Below are 21509 nucleotides of genomic sequence, written 5' to 3'. Positions count from 1 at the left end.
CTAAAATTGAATATCATCATCAAAGAGTACATTATTCGATAGTTCTGATTTTCTGAATACATCAAGAAATTTACTACTAATCTCACCCAAATAACGAGACGGTGTTTCGCTACTAAGCAGATATAAGTTTATTATTGCCCTTGTCATGCATGTATATAGCAATCGTCTTTCCGTAGAAATATGAAATTCATCATTTTCACTTATGAACCCAGGAGGAAATGGGATAACATCATCATTCAAATCAATAATAAAAACATTTCTAAACTCCAATCCTTTTACTGAGCTCATGGTGCATATCTTTATGCTTTCACTTTCATAATTAACGGACTGGCTTGATTTAACAAACTCTGTGGCATAACCATGCTTAGATAAAAAACTTTGCAAGGCCTTAACGCCTGAATTAGTTCTATGTAGGATAACAGTATTACCAATTTCATCATCATTGCTAAGTTTATCAAGCTCTGATTTCACCCAATTAAGTTGTTCATTATAGTTGTTGAAATAACCAACCTTAGGTTTACTACCACCTTTCAAAGCTGTTTTTACTTCCGTAAACTCTGATTTGTCACTTTCATGATTCAACAACGATAAAGCAGCGTTGGCAATATGAACTGTGTTTCGGTAATTTTTTTTGAATTCTATAGTTCTTCCACCACGTACATTTATTCCAACCTCACTCCACACAAAACCACTTTTATATATTCTTTGTGCCGCATCGGCAATTATTGAAAGACTATTTGTTTCTTGGTCGACTATTTTGGATATAGTTAGAATTTGAGCCTTATTTAAATCTTGCGCCTCATCAATTATAATATGCGTGTAAGGTGGTATAAAATTTGGTGTACTGCTAATTTTTTTAAGACACAAAATTGCATAATCATCAAAATCCACATTTCCTCTATTTTTTAGAACCGCACTATATCTACTGTATACATCCCAAATAACCACTTTGTCTTTCTTTGTAATCCGGTCAGACGTACCCCTACCAACTCTTTTAGCATCAAAGTACTCGTTCTTATCTGTAAATAACTTTCCTTTAATCCATGATATTTCCTCTTGAAAAAACTCGGGGCTTTTACCTAAAACATTTGATGTGCCTGAGTCCATTCTAGTAATTATGTCTCTAATAATATCAATTTGATCCCATTGCATAATGGTTTGATTATATCCTATTCCAGCAAACCTATAAGCCCAGCTATGAAAGTTGACGACCTGAACATTTAGCCCATTAGCTGTTTTAGGTCTTATTTCATCACTTTGGCTGTTGTAACCTCCGTTTATATGGGGGCTTACAGCTTTGATATAGGCAGCAAGAGTTTTGTTAAAGGTAAAAATAATTACTTTTGCCTCTTGAAACAGAGTATTTTGTGTTTCAAGCAGGTGCTTTGCTCGATAAAGAGCAACTGTCGTTTTTCCACTTCCTGCAACGCCTTTTATTTGTATCGGATTCATCGCTGGCAAAAAAAGTACTTTTTTTTGCTCACCTTTCAGTGTGATTTTCTTGAGCATGTATTACCTCGTTCGGCTTCATTTCGCATAACACTTGGGCTCACCGGTAGCCGAAAGCGGAGCGACTTGAAGCGTAGCGGAAAGCCGCGTAGCTTTTGGATGTCCGGTGTAGCCATTTATTAGGACATAACTTACCATCCCTCATAGAACCCCTGCCCCTGTCTCTTTTTTAAGGAGAGTTGATAATTGGGGGTGTAACGACCCACAAAATCAAAGGGCACTACAGCCGAAATGACCCGCTCTGACAAAGAGGTTCTTTTTCAATTCACTTGCTAGCATTCTGGGACGGATAGGAGGAAAACAGAGGGTATCTCCCTGCGGTAAAATGTGACAATTTGCCGTCATCGCACGCAACCGAAAGGAGTACCCATGTCGCGTATTATGCCCAATATCACTACTCTTGAGCAACACCATCAGCAACTTCAGGCCGAACCGGAGCAATATTTTCCGGATTGCTGCCCGCACTGTGGCAAAACACAACTGTGGAGCCATGGCGTCTATTTTCGCTATCCGGATCGAGGGTTGGAGAGTCAGGGGGTTTATAACCCTTGCCCAATTCCCCGCTTTTTTTGCCCGGCATGTAAGCGAACCTGCTCCCGTTTACCCGAATGTATTCCGCCCCGACGCTGGTATCTTTGGATTATCCAGCAACAGATGCTGTTAGCCGTGCTATGTGGCCAGTCATTTAATGCCGTCAGTCAACAATTTTTGCCGTCGCGTCGCACCTTAACCCGCTGGTGGGGCTGGCTGGACGAGAAGAGTCAGCTGTACCGTTTCAGGCTGGCCACTTTTTTCCCACAGCAGGAGCGCTACAGCCATTTTGAAACTTACTGGCAGCAAGCGCTGAAGAGTGTAGGGTTGTCAAAATGTATGGCAACCCTCGATAGAACAGGGGTGATTGTCCCGTGAACTGACAACTTTTTTGCGGGTTAAGATACGATAACCTACTGTTATTATTAACCCCACACTGTTTAGCAACTCCCGCTTTTAGATCGTTTGTTATTTAATCCCTCGCTCTTTAATTAACCATTGGAGCAACACATGAATAGCAATGATCCCATCGCCCTGTTTCGCTTTAGCGTGATTGGCAGTTTAATCAGCCAGACACTGCGGCAGGGCGATTTAAAACAAGAGCTGGAGAAACTGGCGCAGAGAACCTGGGCGATTCCCAATAGTCACCGTACGCAGTTAAGCGCCAAAACCATTGAGGGGTGGTACTATCTCTACCTCAAACAGGGGCTGGAAGGGCTCGTTCCCAAGCCCAGGCTCGACAAAGGTGCCTCTAAATTATCCCCCTCCCTGAGTGTCAAGATACCCTGAGACCACCCCTGATGAGAAATGAATGTAGAATCAGGGGGGCAACAGAGGAGATACACGATGCCCAAAGATACTACCGTTTTACCCTCCAACGAGGTTACCGACCCCGATGAAGAGAAGCGCTCCTACCGCAAATTTAGTGAGGAAGAGAAGCTTCGGATCCTAGCAGAAGCAGAGCAGTGCAAGGAGCCGGGTCAGCTAGGCGAGCTGCTGCGCAAAGAGCAGATCTACAGCTCCCATCTGACCAAATGGCGCCGACAACTGCAAGCACAGGGGCAGGCTGGCCTGAAAGGGAAACAGAGTGGTCGCAAACCGAGCCTAGACAAGCGAGATAAGGAGATAGAGCGTTTAAAGAAGGAAATTCAGCGTCTTAGCCAACGGTTACAGCAGACCGAAGGGGTGATTGCGCTCCAAAAAAAAGCCTTCAGCTTATTGGAGCAGATGAACACAGAGATAAGCTTATGAGATTAGTTGAAAAAGAGTGCCCCAGTTCGGTGAGCATAAGAGCCGCTTGCGATAGCCTAGCGCTCTCGCGTGCAGGCTACTACCGCCGACAGGCTCCGGTTGTCTCCCCCCGAGCGAGCCTTCCAAGACCCGTCGCAGCCAATGCGCTGAGTGAGGCAGAGAGGCAAGCCGTTCTGGGGCTTTTGAACAGCGAACGATTCTATGACCAACCTCCGGCAGAGATCTATGCTAGCCTGCTGGATGAAGGGAAATATTACTGTTCAATCAGTACGATGTATCGGATCCTTCGTGCTAATCAACAGACGGGAGAGCGGCGAGCTCAAAAACCGGCCAAATCACACGCTATCCCCCGATTACGGGCGACCCGCCCGAATGAGGTTTGGACATGGGATATCACTAAGCTTCCCACCACAGAGCAGGGTAACTTCTTGAATCTCTATGTGGTGATGGATCTCTACAGCCGTTTTATTGTGGCTTGGATGGTCTCAAGGAAGGAGAATAGTGAGCTCTCCAAGCTGTTAATCAGTGACGCAGCGGCTCGCTATCGGGTCGCGCTCAGTGGCTTAACACTGCATCAGGATAGAGGTGTGCCGATGACCGCCAGAGGCTATCTCGACTTGATGGCCGAACTGGGGATCACCTGCTCCCACAGCCGTCCACGAGTCAGTAACGACAATCCGTTTAGCGAGAGTCAATTTAAAACACTCAAGCAACAACCCGATTATCCTCAACGATTGACAGGAGTTGACCATGCCAGAATATGGTTTAGTGACTATGTTGACTGGTACTGTTTCCACCACCACCATCGAGGGATTGCGTGGTTCACTCCAGAGCAGGTATTTACCGGTCGTTACAAGGAGGTTAGCGAGCAGCGTGAACAGGCGCTGAAGCAGGCCTATCAGCAGCATCCGAAACGCTTTATTCATGGTGAGCCCAAGGTTAAGCAACCCCCTACTGAGGTATGGATTAACCCCGCTCTACCGGAGGAGGGGGTGGGGTCGCTGGAGGTCAACTATCCAACCCTGAATAGAGCGAAGGAGAGATGAGTGACGGTGCCGCTAGTGGGTCTATCGTCGATGGCTTTAGCCGGTTGTGGTGGCTGAATGACAGAGCGTTATCCATAGCCCGCCCCCCGGAGACCCCCTTATTATCGTAGGGGGGCGGGCTGTGGGTAACGCGGTGCAGGAGGGAGGTTCCTAGATTAGGGGTTGCAGTTCGCCTTGCAGCTCCCCCTTGCTGAAGGGCTTGGCTCTTGCGGCAAAGGGCCATGAGGGTCATGTTCGCTCCTTGTTGCGTCATGACTCAACATAGGCGAAATTTGCCGGTGAGGGCAGTGGCAATCACCGGCTAGATTTAGAGCTTTATTTTTTTAACAACTGGTCTCAAATTGCTTGACAGCTTCCGCCCTCACTGCAGCAGCAAATCATTTTAGCGAAAAAAGAGAACCTCAAGCGCTCTGTCCGACAGTTGGTTCGACTGATGGAGGAGCGGGGCGAGGTGCCAAAAGGGTCGCTGTCGCGCTCGACCGTACACCGCTTGCTGCAACAGCACGGGCTCTCTGCGGTGCGTGGCGGTGAGTCAGAACCTCAAGAGTATCGCGCCTTTGAGGCGGAGTTTGCCGGTGATATTTGGTACAGTGATGCGATGCATGGCCCCAAGGTGATGCATGAGGGTCGCTTGCGCAAAGTCTATCTTATCAGCCTGATGGATGATGCCTCCCGGCTGGTGCCCCATGGCGCTTTCTGTTTAGGCGAAACGGCTCTGGATGTGGAAGGGGTACTCAAACAGGCGGTATTAAAACGCGGCCTCCCCAAAAAACTGGTCATTGATAACGGAGCGGCCTATCGGGCTGACTCGCTAAAAGGGATTTGCGCCCGGTTAGGGATAGCTTTAATCCACTGCCGCCCCTACGCCCCGCAAGGAAAAGGCAAACTGGAACGGTGGCACCGAACCGTCAGAGCCCAATTTCTGTCGGAACTCAGGCTTGAGTCGATGACGCTGCCCCAATTAAACAGCCTCTGGTGGGCTTGGTTGGAGCAGCATCGAAACCAGTCAGAAGCATGTTGTTCACAACCATCATGGCGAGCGGATCAGTTTTTTCTGTCCGTTCTGCCGCCAGTTTGCGCTTGAAACGCTTGGTGTATTCGTCCTGCTTTTCCTTGTTTGACCAATCCCACCAGGATTCCGGATCATTATGGTTCCCAGAAATGACGACCGCTACATCCAGCCCTCTGATCAGCGGAAGCAGCGCGTGCGCACGCACAAGGAATCGTGGTTGCGGATCAAGCAGTTCAATCTCATGGTCCGGGAGCGCCAGCGTCGCGGCAGGAATGCCTTCCAGATCTCTGACAAGCTCATCCCTGGCGGCCAACAATTTTTCGCGGTAAACGATGGCGGCGCGGCGACTGGTTGCAACAACCTGGGCCTTGTAGCCCTCAGGCAAAACAACACCTACATAATGGCGCAGCATATCCTTTGCTTTCTGTTCGATCAGCAAAGGTGCTTCCAGAATATCGCCAGCGGTACCATACTTGGCTTTGATAACCGCCAGTTCTTCCTCTGAATAGGTGCGGAACATATCCTCGAACAGTTGATCGAGGCTCGGAGCATCCTTGACGAGGCCATCAGCCGTCCGGCCTTCATAGAGGATCGGCACTGTTGCGCCATCCAACTCGGCATCCTGCAGCAGATATTTATCGATGAAGTCGCCGAATATTTCCCGGGTTTCCGTTTTTTCCTTGCTCAGAATCGGCGTGCCGGTGAATCCAATGATTGCCGCATTGGGCAGGGCTCTGCGCAGATTGCGGTGCAGAGATCGGGTGTGTGAACGGTGAGCCTCATCCACCAGCACCAGGATCTCGTCCGATTCATTGAGGACAGGAAACTCCTCGAAGCGGATGCTCTCTTCGAAGGTCACCTCTTTTTCCACGACTGGCTCATCCTTGCCCGGTTTCTTTTCCTTGCGGACGATGGTCATGGCGATCTTTTCATCGTTCTTGGCCTGCCGGTCAACATCTTGATACTTCTGCAGCATGGCAAAAACAATATCCGGAGTTGTCTCGGACAGTATCCGCTGGGTCAGAGCGGTTGAGGATTCCCTGGTACTCCGGTCCTTGTCCGTGGGCCGCACGGCCTCGCCGGAGAGCCGAGCCGTTTCACGAAGCTGACCTTCCAGATCTGTACGGTCGGTGACGGTAACAATCTTGTAGCGCTTGAGCCGCTCCAGGGTCCGCATTTTGCGAACCAGAAACACCATACTGAGACTCTTACCGGAGCCCTGGGTATGCCAGATGATGCCGCCCCTTTCGTCCCGTTCAGCTCCCTGCGATCTTGTCCGCCCCTCCTGAAGCCTGATGGTTGCCTTCTGAATGGCACGGAACTGCTGATAACGGGCCACGACTTTGCGGGTCTTGCCATCAACCTGCTGAAAAACGGTAAAATTGCGGATCAGGTCCAGCAAATGCACCGGGCGCAACATGCCAGCCGTCAGTATCTGCTGACTTTGCAGCCCAGCACCGTGAGCACTCCTTAACGCCTCGGGGCGCTGTTCCGTATGCCGGAAAAAGAGAGGCGTGCCTACGCGCTCTGTCTGCTCTGGCCCAACGGCCAACAGTTCACCTTTGGCCTCTTCAAGGTCATCATTGGCCGAGATGATCCCGAGTTCCTCGGCAACCGTGCTCATGGGAACCGGGCTGGTATCGGACCATTCCAGATATGCCTCAGGGGGAGCGCCGATGGTTGCGGCTCGTGCCTCGAAGAAGTTGCTGGCGATCAGAAGCTGGTTGGTATGAAACAGCTTCTCGACGCCTTCGTTATCGGTATAAAGGGTTGGGAACAGCTCGCGGCGCTGGTTTGAATAACGGAGTAATTGATTGATCGCCTCATGCATCGGATTTTCAATGCCGGGGCTCTTAAATTCGGCTACAACAATCGGAATACCGTTGATGAACAGAACCGCATCGGGGATGACATGACCCCGACCGCTGGTCAGCTCGACCTTGAATTGATTGACGACCAAAAAGTCGTTCTTTTCAGGGTGTTCAAAATCGATATAGCGAATCGGCTGGGGCCTGCAGTTGTCCCAATCCGGCAGCCCGTCCACCACGGTTCCCTTGAGCAAGAGTTCAGTCGCGGCTTGATTGACCTCCATCACCCGATGAACGGTGGGGGGTGACAGATCACGAATAGACTTGGTGATGCGGGCTTCGTCGAGCCAGGGCTGCCCATCGCGAAGGTTGATCCGCCTTAGCGCTTCCGCCAAGCGGCCCTTCAGGAGCACCTCACGGAAGTTCTCTCGTTCAGTGAGTTCGGCCACATCCACATCGCCTTCGATCCACGACCAGCCCATGGTTTGAAGTTGTTCGCAAAAAGGCCGTTCGACCAGATTGTATTCCCATTGGATCTTACTCATGGTTTGTCCTCTCTGTTCAGGGCGGGTTCAATCAATCGACGCTCCCGTTCTATTTCGAGCCTGAGTTCTTCTTCGGTCGGCAGATAGAGCATGTATTTCGAGGCGAAAATCTGACGGCTCTCGTTCAACACGGAATACCTCGCAATCGTTTCGTTCTTCTTTGCGCACAGAATCAGGCCGATAGTTGGATTGTCCCCGGACGTCAGGTATTTATCGTCAAACATCCGAACATAGCTGTCCATCTGTCCCACATCCTGATGGGTCAGCTCGCCGATCTTCAGGTCGATCAGTAGGTAGCACTTCAGGATGCAGTTGTAGAAGACCAGATCGATATAGAAATAATCCGCATCGAATTGCAGCCGCTTTTGACGTCCGACAAAGGCGAATCCCTTGCCCAACTCGAGCAGAAACGACTGAAGGTTGTAGATGATCGCCGATTCAAGTGCCGATTCATGCAACACATCGGCTTCAGGTATGCCAAGAAAATCCAGAACATAGGGGTTGCGAATCGCATCCTGCGCCGTTTGCAGCACCTGCCCTTCGCCGGCCAGCTTCATGACCCCTGCCTTGTCACGGCTTTTCAGCAACCGGCCAAAAAGACAGGTGTGAATCTGTCGTTCAAGATGCTTGACCTCCCACCCCTCCTTTTCGGCCTCGATTTCATAGAACAGCCGTTCATTGCGGTTTTCAACCCCCATCAGCACTTGATAGTGCGACCAGCCCAGCACAGCAGAAAATCCGCGAGGTTCCGAGACCGCATCCACGGCCTCCGCCAGGTCATCCAAAACGCCGGATTGAGTCTGGCGAATTTGATCGGGCGCGGAAACGCCAGATCCGATATGGCGAATTTCGGGGAGACGATCCGCATAGACGGTGTAAAAGGTGCGAAAGTAACGGAGATTGGTCGTGGAGAAACCACGCCCGAATCGACTTTTCAATCGTGTAGAGAGATCGTCAATAATCTTTTTTCCATACTCCGCCCGTTCTTCACCCTGCTGCAATTCCTGCACAATCTCCCGTCCGATCAGCCAGTACGCCAGCACCATGTTGGAGTTGACCGAGCGGACAACATTGGCGCGCGCCTGTTCCAGAATGGAGGCGACGCGGCTGAATAGATCGCCGGTGGTATTGAGACGGATCGAGATGTTTTCATTCGTTTGTTTCATGGTTACATCCTCCCGGCTCGGTTTGCGGCGAGCCACTTGGCCTTGAACAGAAGTTCCCAGCCATTGATGGCAAGGATGGCAAACGACTCCGTCCGATAGGGGAACCCCGGCTTGTTGTAGATTTCGATGGCGGCAATCATTGCCGCTATCGCCCGATCCAGCAGCTCCTTTGACCGTGACTTCATTCCTCTGTTGACCCTCCCTCGCTTGGCTCTGGAGCACTTGCGCTCCCACTTAGAAGATCCTCCTGAAGCCCCGCCCGTAATCGCTTGAGCTTCTCAATTACTGCTTCGGACTGATTTATGTGTTCGTCCAGCATACGCATTAGTTTGCTTGCCGCTTTCTGGCTTTCTGGTCTAGGAAGGTGTAAAGGAGTGTTTGCGATAGCTGCCGCAGATAAACCGTAGCGAGTTGTACCGTTAGCCTGTTGTCCGAAATATCGAGCGATTCTATGATGCGCCAGTTGTTTAGATAGAAAGGTTGGATCAACCTCAGCTTGGTTTAGACGAAGTAGAGCCAAGTGATACCCACATACAAGATCCGAGGCGGTTGAGTCGACCACTGTCGGAATTCCGATGTCATCAGGTTTTTCGGAATCCTTGGTTATAATGACATCGCCGACCTGCAGCCTAAAGCGATCAATTTCAGACTTTGTAGCGGTTGCCCGCATGAAATCCATGTCTTTAGTGACATAGTCGTTATTATAAACATCGATATAATTACATAGACGAACAGGGTCTTCTCCAGGTAGAGAAACCTTATTGACGCTGCTGAAACGAATGTCGGCAACCGAAGACAGCGGCATTTTCTGCCAATCACCATCGCTTTCATTAGAAGCTGTTTCCTCAATGCCATCTGAGTTGTAGACAGGCATTTTGTTCAATTTGCCTTTAAGTAGAATCGAGATTTTCTCCCGGGTTTCTGTAAGCACTGACAGAGATCTAGCATATTTGTCCCACAAGTTTTCAGCAAACCGCGTCAGTTCCTGCTGCTTGTCTCTTACTGCACCGTCCAGCCCCGCCTGGAGATCCTGAGCAAAAAGTTCGAGTACCAGCGCCTGCTTCTCATCCTCGCCCATGGCCGCGCATCGATTTTTCAGCTCGTCGACAAAGGCGTTAGTAAGGGCGCGGAAAGTGGCTCTGGCTGCGGCAAGGTCTGTCTTGATCTGCTCGTAGGGAGCCAGCTCCATCTCAAGGACTGCCATCTGATCAAAATAGGGTTGCAGTTCGCGCCTGGCGGCCTCTGCGGCCCGGCGGTCGGCATCGGTAGCCTTCTTTTTAGTCGCGGCCTTTTCAAGTCTGGTCAGATCTTTGATGGCGTCTTTGAATTCAGCCTTCAGCTCTTTGACCTGGCGTTCAAGATCCTTGGCGTAGTTCCAGGAAGCCAGATCTTCATCATCCGCATCATCCGGCGGATTGCTCTGCTCAAAGGCTTCCTTTTCCCCCTTCAGCCGGGCGATCTCCGATTTGGCATCGTCGATTCTCTGGAGGTAATCGGCCATAGTCCGCTTGACCAGTTTGTGACAGAAAGGATCAAAAGCCGGTCCCACGTTGTCGTCATCTTCCACGGCGTCGGCAATGGCATCGACCCATCCATCGACCACACCGCAAAAGCCGTTTTCAATAAGGGTTTTGAAATCCGGCAGGGTCTCGGTCCACCAAGCGGCGACCACTCCGGATAACTTGAAATTGTTCAGAACTCCAAGTTGCAGCAGCGCTTCGGTAAACCCCCGAAGAAATTCCGAGCGCACAGCATTCAAGTTACGGCCATGTGGCAGCGCGACCAGGCTGCCAGTCTGTGAGGCCCACCACTCTGTAAGCGCGTCTCTTAGCGCTCCCGTCCGGGCCAGCAATCCGGCATCCGCCTCTATCAGTCTGGCGATGGCTGGCCGCTCGGTAATGCTCGGCTTGAAGTCACGGTATCGCTCATCATTAGGCCTGTGAGCGAAGAGGACATCCGGCGAGAAACCGAGCGATTCGAAAAGGGCACTGTTCCCTTCGATTTCGGCTACTGGAATGCCGCCAGCAAGATGCGCACGGACATCATGCGGCTCCGGCGGCGGTGAATTGTCGACATAGCGGCGGACATTGAGGTTGAAGTCATTGGCTCCATCCGCAATTTCGTCGAACGTCACTATCTTGGAATATCCGGGCACTTCGGCGTAGCGCTCGAAGGTAGACGCGACCTTTTCGATATCTTCAGGCCGCAGATAATTTTGTGCCCGACCTGCCAGATATTCGGCATCCGCATTGATAAAAAGCACCTTGCCGCGCCGGTTTTCCGGTTTGTTGGGGTTGAGGGGTTGTCCTGTGATGTTGGATCGCATGATCAGAATGCAGGCTGGAATACTCGCCCCATAAAAGAGATTTTGCGGCAGGCTGATGATGGCTTCGAGCAAATCCTGTTGAAGGAACTTCTTGCGGATCTCCTTTTCCGCGCCGCCACGAAAAAGCACACCATGCGGCATGACGGTCGCCACCATGCCGCCGGGTTTACAGACCGCCAACATGTGCTGGGCGAACATGAGGTCCGCCTTTTTCCCTGAAGTCGGACACCATCCCCAGCGATAACGCTCCGGGAACTCCATGTTGCTCTTGGTGTAGTTCTGACTGAAAGGAGGGTTTGCGATCACTCGGTCAAAACGTTCGAGTTCCCCGCCTTCCCGGTGCAGAGGATGCAGCAGGGTATCTTCTAGCCGAATATCAGAGCCGCGAATACTGTGCAGGAGCATGTTGATTTTGCAGATTGACCAAGCAGAGGCATCATTCACCTGGCCGCAGAGGCGGAGGTTGGTCGGATCGCCGCCGGATTGTTCAATATATTCGCGGCTAATGATTAGCATGCCGCCGGAACCGCACGTGGGATCATAGATACTCATTCCTGGGGTGGGATTCAGTACCCGGACCATCAAGCGGATCACATCACGGGGTGTATAGAAGTCCCCGCCTTTCTTACCAGCCGATTCCGCAAACATGTTGATGAGGAACTCATACGCAGAGCCAAGCAGGTCGGAAAATTGAAAGTCCTCACTGCGCAAGCGGTAGCGATTGAAATGACGCACCAGTTCTTTACAAGCCTCATCGGACACAATGCGCTTGTTGCTCTGGACCTTCATGAATTGGATGTGGTCCAGAACGTGCTGCAACGACTCGTTGGATTCACTCAAGGCCGCCAGCGCTTTGTCCAGAACTGCACCAAACGGCTCCGAAGCATCGTTTAGCTTGCCCTGCAGGTGCGACCAGCGAGCCCGACCAGGGACAAAGAATTCATCATAAAAATCAGGATTCTCGCCATAATTCGCTTCGGCATCCTCTCGGCTCATTCCTTGAGCGACTTTTCTCGCAACGATTTTTTCATAGGCTGGCTCGAAAACGTCAGAGCATCGCTTGAGGAACAGCATCCCGAAAATGAAATCTTTATAGGTGGCCGCATCCATTCCTTCGCGGCGGAGGATATCAGCAGCGCCATAGAGATGGCGTTCGAGTTTGGCTAATGACAGCTTAGGCATTCGGCACCTCGTGAATCCTTCCGTTAAAACCTCTTTTTTGTATTCTCATATAACTATTCGCTCTTCTTTGTTGCAGCGGTGGTTTTTGAGGTTGTTTTACCCTGTTCCGCCGCGCCGCCAGCCTTCACCCAATCGTCCACTTCGTCTTTCTTGAATTTCCAAAGACGGCCCATGCGATGGGCGGGCATCGCATGCTTGTCGATCCAGCGGTAAACGGTGTCACTACTGACACCGAGGTACTTGCCTATCTCGTCTACTGATAACCAGCGGTCTTCTATCTCGGCCATATCTCCAACTCCTCAAGGGCGATTGGTTTTCTTGCCACGCCAGAGGCGGTAACGGGGATGCTGGGCGGAGCTTCCCCAAGTTAAAACATCCTTTAATATATTTAGGCAGGGGCCGATTGTCAAACGTTTTCGTCCGGATAAAGCCGCAAAGGTCTGCTCACGGGCGTAACCACTCGCCGCTGGCGACTCTCTCCGCGTAAGAGGGGCATGGCATCCAGTAGGTCCAAGCTGGGATCGAAGTGCGCCCACACAACACCGCCACCATCACTCGCTGATACATGCTTTGCCCACCGGGCCGAAAGCCTTCCAGCCGGTCGATGGGCGGCAGGTCGCGCTGCGGGTCGGTGAAGGTCATCAGCTCCCCATGGATCAGATCCCAGTCACCGGTCGGGCGGCCGAATCGTGGCGTGCCGACCTCCTGCTGCCTGCGAGCGTCGGTCAGTGGATCGGCGGTGCCCCTGGCCAGGATCAGTCCCTCCGGCACTTCGAGGGCCGGAAAACCGGCGTGGAGATGATAGAGCCTGCCCCAGACCACGGCCGGTTCGATGCTGCGGGCCTGGGCGCAGAAGCGTTGATGGTTCCAGTAGCCCCTTTTCAGGGTGCCGTAGACGAAGAGCCGGAGGATGGTCTCGGGACTGTCTTCCGGGTTTGTGTTCAGCTTTACGCTGTCTCCAATGTTCATGCATTCACTCCTTCGGGCAAAATCCCTTTGCGCTCCTGGGGGATGAAGCGGAATTCGCTGTTTTCGATGGCCCGCACATCCCCGTGACGGATGGTGAGCATGGTCATGGGCGGCACCTCCAGCTCGCGCCAGCCTTTCTCGCTGTCCACGGCAAAGTCGATGAAGGCGTCGTCCGAGGCGTAGAGCACCACCCGGTGCTGGCGGTGGATGCGCAGGGAGAGCGGCTTGTTGCCCTTGAGCACGGTGATGGTGCCGGGGTCGAGCCGCGAGGCCAGCACGGCGCTCATCTGGCCGCGACAGAGGGCGAGCGCCTTCTTCAGCCCCTGCTGGTCAATGGGGCCTTCGGGCGCGAAGCGGTCGGCCAGGCGGAAGATCAGCTCGCTGTCCACCTCGGCGTAGCGCGGCAGTCCGAGACGGCGGAACAGATAATCGGCGTTATAGATGGTGCCGTTGTGGGTGCCGATGACGATCCCGGCCCGGATGGGATGGTTGTTGCGGTTGTTGAACTCGTTGCCTCGGGTGCGCCAACGGGTGTGGCCCATGAGGATGGTGGTCTCGTTGTTGACCTGCCCGAGCAGCTCCTGGAATGGCTTCTCGTACACCAGCTCGTGCGCCCGCATCGGCCGTTTGAAGATGCGGTGGCTGCCGTCGGTCTTGAGCCAGGCCAGACCGGAGGCGTGCGGGCCGCGCTCCTCGCTGTGCAGCAGCATGCGGATGAAGACCTCGCGCAGGTAATCCCGCTCGTCGGGCCGTCTGCGCTTGCGGCCGAAGATGATGCCTACTTGTCCGCACATGGAGCCGGGTCCTCCTTGCCGCCGAAGTTCTTGCCAAGCGGTCTCGTCCCCTCAAGGACGAAGGCCGCGTATTCGCGCCGGTGGTCGGCCAGCCACTCGGCCACCTCCGGGTAGCCTATCTCGGCGGTCAGCCGGGTCACCTCCGGGTGGTCGAGCATGTTGGTGCGACCGGAGAGCCGCACCGTCTCCAGGGCTTCGAGGAAGCGTTCCGGCCAGGGATCGCTGGCCTTGTCGTCGGGCAGAAACTCGATCAGGCCGTGCCGGGCCAGACGGGTGAGAAACTCGGCGGCCGCAGCAGCGGCGTCCTCCGGCAATGGCTGGGTCGGCCCGCCTTCGATGCCGGAGAGCACCTCGGTCATGTAGTCCCGGGGCGCTCGGCTGGCGGTAAACGGCGTCTGACCGCGCATCAGCTCGACAACTTCGAGGCAGTCGGCGGCTTGCAGGGTTTCCCCGCTGCCAGGGATCGGTTCGCCGTCCAGCGTGGTGGAGCGGATCAGGATCTTCATTGGGCACCTCCTTAAACAGTGAGGCCGGGAACTTGCCCGGCCTCGTTGGTGAGAGTGGTGGTTTCGGTTTCATCTGGAAGGACGTCCTCCGGTTTGGGCCGTCCGTTCTTGAAGGCGGCGTCGCCGGGCATGTTGGCCATCAGATGCTTGCGGGCGGTCTTGAACTCGTTGCCGATCAGGCCGAGGTGGAGCAGGAAGACCCGGAAGTCGTACTTGGCGCTCTGGGGATCGAAGTCCCGCTTGCGGCTGGAGGCGGCCCGCCCATTGAGCGCCTTGGCGGCGACGGCGAGGCAGAACTGCAGGTAGGCCTTGATCCGTCCCGCGTGGAGGGTCGCCTCGAACCAGCGGAACTCCACCGTGCCCCGGTACCAGACGTTGTGCAGGTTGACCCCGTGGTAGCGGCTGTTGTCGTAGTGCTGGGGCTGGCGGTTGTGGTAGCCGTACCAGATGCGGTTGAGCTGGTCCTTGGTGCGGGGGCGATGCTGTTCGATGCGCTGGATCAGCTCGTCGCTGACCGGCCGGGTGTAGCGGTTGAGCCGGTCGCGGCTGATGCCGAGGGCGTGGAGGATCAGCGGTTCCTGCTTGTAGATGATCTTGGCCAGGTTACCCAGGTGCCTGCCGTCGAAGGGCGCGGCGTCGATATGGATGTGGATGCCGCACTGGCTGTTGATCTTGCCCCCGGCGCGGCGGATGGCCCGGACCGCCTCCTGCAGTTGCGGGATGTCGTCGTAGCCGAGCACCGGGCTGACCACCTCGGCCCGCAGATGGGCCGGGACGCTGGTCAGGGAGGCGTCCCCCACCACCTTCCAGACACGGCCGCGCAGGTCCTCGACCTCCCAGGGGTCATAGCTGCTGGGAATGCCGACATGGCGGACCGTGCCGCCCACCACCGAGTGGATGGCCCAGGCGATCTGTTCCCGGGTGCGTTTTACGGTCTCGATCTCGATCCCGTAGTGGATCTCTTTCAGGTTCATGGTGCCTCCGTCGTTCATAGCGCTTCTAAGTCGTTGTCTGGCAGGGCTTTTTAGCCTCTGCTTACACCATGAATGAATGCTTCTTTCCGGACACAAATCAAGTAGAAGAACAGCCGAAGCCGACATTTAACACGTTTATTTTCAATGACTTGCGAACTTGGTCGGATTGAGCGGCGCACAGGCGGCAGAAACCCCGGAACGGGCTGGCCGTATCCGGGGTTTCTGGGTTAGCGGTGGCAGTGAGCCGGTCAGCCGGAAGCGGTTTCGCCGGTGATCAGGCTGGCGTGCAGCTCGAGGTTGCGCGACTCGTCGGCCCGCATCCGCGCCAGCAGCGCCGTGAAGGCCTCCGCTTCGTCGGCCGGGAGCTTTGATGCCCGTTCCAGCCGCGCCAGGCGCTGGTGCAGATTTTCCAGCAGGCCCAGAGCGTGGTCGCGGATCAGGCCGTCGCGCTTCTCCTGCGGCGTGGGGATGAACTCGGTCAGGCCGCCTTTGCGTCGAACAATCATGGCCGTGCCTCCTTAGCTCAGGGTCGCGCCCAGCGAATGGATGCGCGGGTAGATCAGCGGCGTGCCGGTCATCTCGGCCTTGTAGCGGACTTTGTTGCCGGTGTTGTCGGTGAAGGTGCGCACCAGGGTGTACTCGGTCCAGTTCTCGTCGATGGGCCGGGTGTCCTGGATGGTCATCGCCTCCCAGGTCAGGCCGCCGTCGTTGCTGGCGAACCATTGCAGGGTGGTGCCGCTGGGGATCTGCATCTGCACATAGGCCTTGGTCGATTCCACCCCCTGGGTCAGCTCGTTCTCGCGGGTCAGGTAGGCCCCGGTGGTCTTGTTGAGGTAGCCCACCAGGTTGACGTCGCGAAAGTTGATGGCTGGGGTGTCGTTGGCAAGCGAGCTGCTCAGGCGCACGCGGATCTGGACCCGGGCGGCGAGGTTGGGCAACCGTTCCTCCTCGGCGGGAACCATGGCGTCCCAGGTCACGCCGCCGTCGGTGGAGTATTCCCAGTCGAGGCCGGTGCCCTGCGGGATGGCCGAGTATTCGTCGAGGTTGATGTCGGAGAACTGCACGCCGGTGATCGGCTGGAAGCGGATCATCCCTTCGGACTGAAAGTTGTAGCCGTAGATCTTCATCGCAAGGTCGGAGCCGTTGAGCGGCGTCCAGGTCTCGGCGTTGGAGCTCTCCAGCAGCACGCCCTCCATGTAGGTCTGACGGGTGATGATGCCCCAGCGGCCCATCTTGCCCAGGGTGGCGGTGCGCACCTTGTAGTTTGTGCTGTTGGTCAGCAGCACCACGGAATAGCTGGTGTTGGCCTCGGCGTAGAACGGGTCGTCGAAGCGGATGCGGGTCTCGCCGCTCAGGCTGATCTCGTTCGGGGCCAACACCTTTTCGGCGAACACCACGCCGTTGGGCAGACCGGTGGTGACGCCGCGAATCTGCACCGTGACCGGGATGCTCGGGTCCCTGGCGGTGAACTGAAGCCCGATGCTGGAGATCACCTGGTTTTGGGTGAAGCTGAAGGTCTGGGCCAGCGGGTCGCGGGGCACGAAGATGGTCTGGGTGCGCCAGACTACCTGCACCACGGGCACGCGGATGATGCGGTTCTCGATGATGCGCTCGATGCGGGTGATGACCAGCGGATCGTTGATCTGCAGACTGGCCCTGGCCGAGTAGACGCCGTCGGCCATCTCCACGATGCGGTTGCCGTTGCGGGCATTGGTCGGAATGGTGAAGGAGGCGCTGACCCGACCGGCCTCGTCGCTGATCAGGTTGCTGGCCATCACCTGGCCATCGCAGCGCAGCACGATGCCGGACTTGCTCGGGGTGAAGTTGATACCGGTGACGGCGATCCCGGTCTGGCCCCGCCGCCCGAGGTTGGGCGTGATCTGGAGCATGGCCGGGGGCTTGTCGAACACGGCGTAAGGGTTGATGTTGCGCTCCTCGGACCAATCGTTCTGCTCCACCAGCGCGGTCTCGTTGCCCGGCAACAGCGCCAGGCTGCCGAAGAAGCTCGCGTTGCTGCCCACCTGATCGACCGAGAGCACCGTGGAGTGCGGAATACGGTCCGGCGCGACGAACCGGGCGATCTCGTTGACCCGGGCGTCCCATTCGGCGTGGTAGATGTCCGACTGAGCGGTGTTCGAAAAGTCGTCCGAGTAGATGCCTTTCTTGGTCTGGGCGTCCCGGTTCTGTAGCTCGTTGTTCATCTGGTACTGGGCATCGTTGTACTTCAGGTCCTCGACATCCTGAATGATGTCGTGGATCTGGTCCATGGTGATGCGGGTCAGGCCGAAGTTGCGGATCTCCATGTCGGTGGAGTTGGGCGGGCAGTCGATGCTGCACAGCCCCAGGGCGTTTTCCGGCACGATGGGCAGCTTCGGGAAATCCGCCGGAGCCCCTTCCAGCCGCTTGATCTCGGTGGTGGTGGCGTAAACGATGTCGCGGCGACCGAGGTAATAGTCGTAGTCCAGGCTGCAGTTGGAGCCGTTCACCGGCTGATCGCCGAGGCTGCCGCGCCCGAAGTTGATCACGTTGAGGTTACCCAGCTCGAGCTGGACCGGCGACATGGTGAGCCCGGCCGTGTTGGTGGCCGGAGGCGAAGCGGTGGTGGTTTCCTCGACGCCGTCGTCGACGTAGGAGATCGCCTCGCTGCCCAGCTCCATCAGGCGCTTGTAGTCGGTGCGTGCGCCGTTGGTGGCGGCCCGGTAGACGCGATAGCCGGTCGCGCCGCTGACCGGTAGCCAGGAGAGCTTGTTCATCTCCCCGGCTGCGGTGGCCCGGGCAATGACCGCAGCGGCGTTGAAGGCCGTCTCGCCGGTGGCGTTGTAGACGGTCACCAGATAGAAGTAGTTTCCGGCCGCCGGATGGTTGGTAACCTTACGCCACCATAGCGTAAAAAGCCCCGAAAAATTTGTTTCACTACTCCCCTGATGAACCACAGAGGAGAACAGAGATGCCGAACCCCACCCTAGCAGCCGTATCGCAGGCCTTTAAAGATTGGCGGGAGAACCCGGAAAAGAGCGCGCGAAGCCGAATTCCCGAGGCGCTGCAACAACAAACCGTAGCGTTAATAGGCCACTACCCGGTGAGCCACATACTCAAAGCGCTGCGCATCAATTACCGTCAACTCAGCAGCTGGAAGAAGAGCCGGGAGGAGAACGACACCATCCCGGGATTCATCGCGCTTGAACCGTCAGAGCCGACTAGCGAACCTCTTCTAGCTCTCAAATGGACGACCGAAACCACTACCGGTCGACCATTGAGTGTGGAGGGCGAGTTATCACCGGAACAATGGCGGCAACTACTGCCCCTGCTCAGTCAGATGGGAGCTAACTCATGATCTACCTCACAGAACAGACTCCGGTGATGATAGCGACAGCACCGGCTGATTTTCGCCGTGGCATCGACGGCTTTGTCGCGCTGTGCCAACACCAACTCGGCCAACAGCCGCGCTCGGGCACCGTGTTTGCCTTTATTAACCGCTCCAAAACGATGATTCGCCTGCTGGTCTATGAGAACAATGGCTACTGGCTGATGACCAAACGCCTCTCCAAAGGCAAATATCGGGGTTGCCTCGCCCAGCAGAGCCGATAAGTGCGATTAAGGCACAACAACTACGCCAACTCCTCTCAAATTTGGTAAAATGGCACCATCTGGATGACACACCCAACCGGATTTTGAATCAGGGCACGATTCTGAAGCCTGACAGACGGAGCGGTCAACTTAAATCCCGCAGCGGTACTTTCACTTCCGGCGTAATCGCGACACTGGAGAGTGGCCAACAAATCGTGCTCTACCAGACCGATATCGGCCATGCCGGAGAGTTGATCGATGAGATTCTGCGTCTGCGCCATCCTGGGTTACCCAAACCCACTATCATGTGCGATGCGCTCAGTCGCAATCTGCCTACGGTGCTGGATGAAACACAGCGACACGATACATTCTGCAACAGCCACTGTAGGCGGGGGTTTGAGGATGTGGCAGAGCTGCATCCGGATAACGGCCCATGGGTGTTAGCGCTCTACGACCCGGTGTGGCACCACGATGCTCACTGCAAGGAGGAGAAGTACACCCCGGCAGAGCGGCTGGCTTACCATCAGCAGCACTCACTGCCGCTGATGGCGCAGCTCAAACAGTGGGGCGAGGCGCAGATTGAGAGTGGCGATGTCGAGGAAAACAGTCCGCTGGGCAAAGCGATCCGCTATCTGCTCAACCACTACGACAAATTGACCGGATTTTGCCGCATTGAGGGGGCGCAAATCGATAATAACCAGATGGAGCGCATGCTCAAGCTGGTGATTCGGGGACGGCGTAACAGTCTCTTCTTCAGAACGCTCGGCGGAGCCGGTGTCGCCGATGTCATTCTCTCTCTGGTCGCTACTTGCTATTTGGCTAAGGTCAATCCGTTTGATTATTTGGTGGCGCTACAGCATTATGTCCATCAGGTTAATCGCCACCCACAGTTGTGGTTCCCTTGGAACTATCAGCAGACGCTGGCATCGCTATCAGTTCCCCTGAAGGCTGCGGCTTAGCCGAGCCCACTCCCTCCATCTGTTTAAGTCTATCAGGCCGGCTCCGGGGCTGTCACGCTATGGTGGCGTAAGGTTACGTTCAGGCTGCTTTGGTCCGATTGGTGATCGAGAACTGGAGACGAGGGTAGTTGGGCCGGCTGAATTTGGGATTGTATTTGCGGGTAGTAAGATGGGGAATATGTGGTGTGCGATTGTAAGGCTATCAAAATGCCGTGGATTTTTTTGAAATGCTGCTTGAGCGCTTGTTTGTTTATCGATCACAGTCTCAAGGTCAGCAAGACTTGCTGGAATCAACAAAAAAACGAGATTTTGTGTAGCAGTATGCTACAATTAGTCATATAGTCACTGGCAACGATATTAAAAACGGAGGTATGAATGGCAAAAGCAGCCTCACCGGTTCGTCTTCAGGAAGAGTTAATGCAGGCCGCAACACTAACTGGTTCGCAATTGCACCGAAGTGCAGCTGAACAGATTGAATATTGGGCGTCGCTTGGACGACAAATTAATCGATATTTAGATGCGGATACATTACTAAAAGTCTCTATGGGGCTTGCCAGAATCAAAGTTGAGCCAACAGTTGGTCAACCTATAAATCCTGACACCGTTTTTGCGGAGTTAGAATGCGATCGCACCAGCGGCGAGCTTGCACGAAAATTGACGTCAGCCCCTCTTGTTTATCAGGCCTCCGAGCAATATCCCGGCTATATTGAGCAGATTGAGAAAGGGGGAGAGCGTTCTGTGGGCTCTTTCGAAAACGGCCAATTCGTACCGATTGATACTGCCGAGCGTTGAATAAAAAGCAGCTTTGGATATTGGTTGGAGGTAATGGAGCCGGAAAAAGCACATTCTACTCGCTCTATCTGGAGCCGCTCAATCTACCCTTTGTCAATGCCGATCGAATAGCTAAAGAAACCTATCCGGAGAACCCGGAAGAGCATAGTTACGATGCGGCGAAATTGGCCGAAGAGCTTCGAACTCAATTACTGCTATCTGGTGCCAGTTTTTGCTTTGAAACAGTCTACTCTCACCCGTCAAAAATAGACTTTGTTGCACAGGCAAAAGCGCTGGGTTATGAGGTTATTATGGTTTTTATTCATCTCCATATGACGATGCTAAATCAGGCAAGGATTGCTCAACGTGTTAGGGAAGGGGGGCATTTTGTACCCGAATCCAAGGTCCTAAAAAGAATCCCAAAAACCTTACAAAATGTGAAAAAATCGATTGCTCTTTGTGATCAGATCCATGTTATTGATAATTCATCAACAGAGCAGCCTTTCAAAAGGGTATTGTTGATTCAACATGGTAAGATTAAATATAGTGCTCGGATATTACCAGATTGGGTCAGCTCAATTTTGCTAAGTTAA

19 protein-coding genes and 3 pseudogenes are annotated in these 21509 nt (G+C 54.4%); 10 read left to right on the top strand and 12 right to left on the bottom strand.

All coding sequences use genetic code 11. The features are described from left to right. A complete protein-coding gene (locus D5085_00845; GenBank protein ID QEP41819.1) occupies positions 1-1509 on the bottom strand; it encodes an ATP-dependent helicase in 1509 nt (502 codons plus the stop codon). Positions 1510-1878: 369 nt separating this feature from the next. Between D5085_00845 and D5085_00840 the strand changes: the two genes are divergently transcribed. The 5 genes and pseudogenes from D5085_00840 (at position 1879) to D5085_00820 (ending at position 5331) form a co-directional block, all read left to right on the top strand. After that, complete coding sequence (locus D5085_00840; GenBank protein QEP41818.1) at positions 1879-2418, top strand: hypothetical protein; 540 nt, start codon at positions 1879-1881, stop codon at positions 2416-2418. A gap of 132 nt (positions 2419-2550) precedes the next feature. Continuing rightward, positions 2551-2829: a hypothetical protein gene (locus tag D5085_00835; protein QEP41817.1), complete on the top strand. Its 279-nt coding sequence runs from the start codon at positions 2551-2553 to the stop codon at positions 2827-2829. Between the two features lie 18 nt (positions 2830-2847). Beyond that, positions 2848-3291, top strand: a complete 444-nt coding sequence (locus D5085_00830; protein ID QEP41816.1) for a hypothetical protein — start codon at positions 2848-2850, stop codon at positions 3289-3291. After that, complete coding sequence (locus tag D5085_00825; protein ID QEP41815.1) at positions 3288-4337, top strand: IS3 family transposase; 1050 nt, start codon at positions 3288-3290, stop codon at positions 4335-4337. The genes D5085_00830 and D5085_00825 overlap by 4 nt, the downstream gene beginning before the upstream one ends. 433 nt (positions 4338-4770) lie before the next feature. Further along, positions 4771-5331: pseudogene (locus tag D5085_00820) on the top strand (transposase). On the opposite strand, the gene D5085_00815 reads toward D5085_00820, so the two are convergent. The 11 genes and pseudogenes from D5085_00815 to D5085_00765 form a co-directional block, all read right to left on the bottom strand. After that, positions 5270-7702: a type I restriction endonuclease subunit R gene (locus D5085_00815; protein ID QEP41814.1), complete on the bottom strand. Its 2433-nt coding sequence runs from the start codon at positions 7700-7702 to the stop codon at positions 5270-5272. The pseudogene D5085_00820 and the gene D5085_00815 overlap by 62 nt on opposite strands. Beyond that, complete coding sequence (locus D5085_00810) at positions 7699-8868, bottom strand: DUF1016 domain-containing protein (GenBank protein ID QEP41813.1); 1170 nt, start codon at positions 8866-8868, stop codon at positions 7699-7701. The genes D5085_00815 and D5085_00810 overlap by 4 nt, the downstream gene beginning before the upstream one ends. A 17-nt stretch (positions 8869-8885) precedes the next feature. Then, positions 8886-9053, bottom strand: a pseudogene (locus D5085_00805) (DUF3644 domain-containing protein). Then, a complete protein-coding gene (locus D5085_00800) occupies positions 9050-12376 on the bottom strand; it encodes an SAM-dependent DNA methyltransferase (protein ID QEP41812.1) in 3327 nt (1108 codons plus the stop codon). Before D5085_00800 ends, D5085_00805 begins: the two are co-directional and overlap by 4 nt. A 53-nt stretch (positions 12377-12429) precedes the next feature. Continuing rightward, positions 12430-12663 (bottom strand): helix-turn-helix domain-containing protein, encoded by a 234-nt coding sequence (locus D5085_00795; GenBank protein ID QEP41811.1) that lies wholly within the window; start codon positions 12661-12663, stop codon positions 12430-12432. 157 nt (positions 12664-12820) lie between these two features. Beyond that, positions 12821-13345, bottom strand: a complete 525-nt coding sequence (locus D5085_00790) for a gamma-glutamylcyclotransferase (GenBank protein ID QEP41810.1) — start codon at positions 13343-13345, stop codon at positions 12821-12823. Then, the gene (locus D5085_00785; GenBank protein ID QEP41809.1) at positions 13342-14139 is read right to left on the bottom strand and encodes a glucosamine 6-phosphate synthetase; all 798 of its coding nucleotides are present in this window, start codon (positions 14137-14139) and stop codon (positions 13342-13344) included. Before D5085_00785 ends, D5085_00790 begins: the two co-directional genes overlap by 4 nt. Then, positions 14124-14645, bottom strand: coding sequence for a DUF5049 domain-containing protein (locus tag D5085_00780; GenBank protein ID QEP41808.1), 522 nt, complete (start codon positions 14643-14645; stop codon positions 14124-14126). The genes D5085_00785 and D5085_00780 overlap by 16 nt, the downstream gene beginning before the upstream one ends. Before the next feature lie 11 nt (positions 14646-14656). Next, the gene (locus D5085_00775) at positions 14657-15619 is read right to left on the bottom strand and encodes an amidoligase (protein QEP41807.1); all 963 of its coding nucleotides are present in this window, start codon (positions 15617-15619) and stop codon (positions 14657-14659) included. Positions 15620-15867: 248 nt separating this feature from the next. Then, positions 15868-16125, bottom strand: coding sequence for a VrlD (locus tag D5085_00770; GenBank protein ID QEP41806.1), 258 nt, complete (start codon positions 16123-16125; stop codon positions 15868-15870). A gap of 12 nt (positions 16126-16137) precedes the next feature. After that, positions 16138-18483: pseudogene (locus D5085_00765) on the bottom strand (DUF4815 domain-containing protein). A gap of 83 nt (positions 18484-18566) precedes the next feature. On the opposite strand from D5085_00765, the gene D5085_00760 reads away from it, so the two are divergent. The 5 genes from D5085_00760 to D5085_00740 all read left to right on the top strand — a co-directional run bounded on the left by D5085_00760 (position 18567) and on the right by D5085_00740 (position 21509). Next, positions 18567-18953, top strand: a complete 387-nt coding sequence (locus D5085_00760; protein QEP41805.1) for a hypothetical protein — start codon at positions 18567-18569, stop codon at positions 18951-18953. Further along, positions 18950-19207, top strand: a complete 258-nt coding sequence (locus D5085_00755) for a transposase (GenBank protein ID QEP41804.1) — start codon at positions 18950-18952, stop codon at positions 19205-19207. The genes D5085_00760 and D5085_00755 overlap by 4 nt, the downstream gene beginning before the upstream one ends. Further along, positions 19141-20145: a transposase gene (locus tag D5085_00750; protein QEP41803.1), complete on the top strand. Its 1005-nt coding sequence runs from the start codon at positions 19141-19143 to the stop codon at positions 20143-20145. The genes D5085_00755 and D5085_00750 overlap by 67 nt, the downstream gene beginning before the upstream one ends. Positions 20146-20520: 375 nt before the next feature. After that, positions 20521-20937 (top strand): hypothetical protein, encoded by a 417-nt coding sequence (locus D5085_00745; protein QEP41802.1) that lies wholly within the window; start codon positions 20521-20523, stop codon positions 20935-20937. Continuing rightward, the gene (locus D5085_00740; protein QEP41801.1) at positions 20934-21509 is read left to right on the top strand and encodes a hypothetical protein; all 576 of its coding nucleotides are present in this window, start codon (positions 20934-20936) and stop codon (positions 21507-21509) included. The genes D5085_00745 and D5085_00740 overlap by 4 nt, the downstream gene beginning before the upstream one ends.

The sequence above is a fragment of the Ectothiorhodospiraceae bacterium BW-2 genome (assembly GCA_008375315.1).
Lineage (GTDB): Bacteria > Pseudomonadota > Gammaproteobacteria > Thiohalomonadales > Thiohalomonadaceae > BW-2.
Note: the sequence above shows the minus strand (reverse complement) of the source record. Positions and strands in the feature narration are given on the sequence as shown.

Excerpts from the sequence above, each read along its gene's own strand:
- D5085_00845 (QEP41819.1), bottom strand. The coding sequence starts at position 1,509 with ATGCTCAAGAAAATCACACTGAAAGGTGAGCAAAAAAAAGTACTTTTT.
- D5085_00840 (QEP41818.1), top strand. The coding sequence starts at position 1,879 with ATGTCGCGTATTATGCCCAATATCACTACTCTTGAGCAACACCATCAG.
- D5085_00835 (QEP41817.1), top strand. The coding sequence starts at position 2,551 with ATGAATAGCAATGATCCCATCGCCCTGTTTCGCTTTAGCGTGATTGGC.
- D5085_00830 (QEP41816.1), top strand. The coding sequence starts at position 2,848 with ATGAATGTAGAATCAGGGGGGCAACAGAGGAGATACACGATGCCCAAA.
- D5085_00825 (QEP41815.1), top strand. The coding sequence starts at position 3,288 with ATGAGATTAGTTGAAAAAGAGTGCCCCAGTTCGGTGAGCATAAGAGCC.
- D5085_00815 (QEP41814.1), bottom strand. The coding sequence starts at position 7,702 with ATGAGTAAGATCCAATGGGAATACAATCTGGTCGAACGGCCTTTTTGC.
- D5085_00810 (QEP41813.1), bottom strand. The coding sequence starts at position 8,868 with ATGAAACAAACGAATGAAAACATCTCGATCCGTCTCAATACCACCGGC.
- D5085_00800 (QEP41812.1), bottom strand. The coding sequence starts at position 12,376 with ATGCCTAAGCTGTCATTAGCCAAACTCGAACGCCATCTCTATGGCGCT.
- D5085_00795 (QEP41811.1), bottom strand. The coding sequence starts at position 12,663 with ATGGCCGAGATAGAAGACCGCTGGTTATCAGTAGACGAGATAGGCAAG.
- D5085_00790 (QEP41810.1), bottom strand. The coding sequence starts at position 13,345 with ATGAACATTGGAGACAGCGTAAAGCTGAACACAAACCCGGAAGACAGT.
- D5085_00785 (QEP41809.1), bottom strand. The coding sequence starts at position 14,139 with ATGTGCGGACAAGTAGGCATCATCTTCGGCCGCAAGCGCAGACGGCCC.
- D5085_00780 (QEP41808.1), bottom strand. The coding sequence starts at position 14,645 with ATGAAGATCCTGATCCGCTCCACCACGCTGGACGGCGAACCGATCCCT.
- D5085_00775 (QEP41807.1), bottom strand. The coding sequence starts at position 15,619 with ATGAACCTGAAAGAGATCCACTACGGGATCGAGATCGAGACCGTAAAA.
- D5085_00770 (QEP41806.1), bottom strand. The coding sequence starts at position 16,125 with ATGATTGTTCGACGCAAAGGCGGCCTGACCGAGTTCATCCCCACGCCG.
- D5085_00760 (QEP41805.1), top strand. The coding sequence starts at position 18,567 with ATGCCGAACCCCACCCTAGCAGCCGTATCGCAGGCCTTTAAAGATTGG.
- D5085_00755 (QEP41804.1), top strand. The coding sequence starts at position 18,950 with ATGATCTACCTCACAGAACAGACTCCGGTGATGATAGCGACAGCACCG.
- D5085_00745 (QEP41802.1), top strand. The coding sequence starts at position 20,521 with ATGGCAAAAGCAGCCTCACCGGTTCGTCTTCAGGAAGAGTTAATGCAG.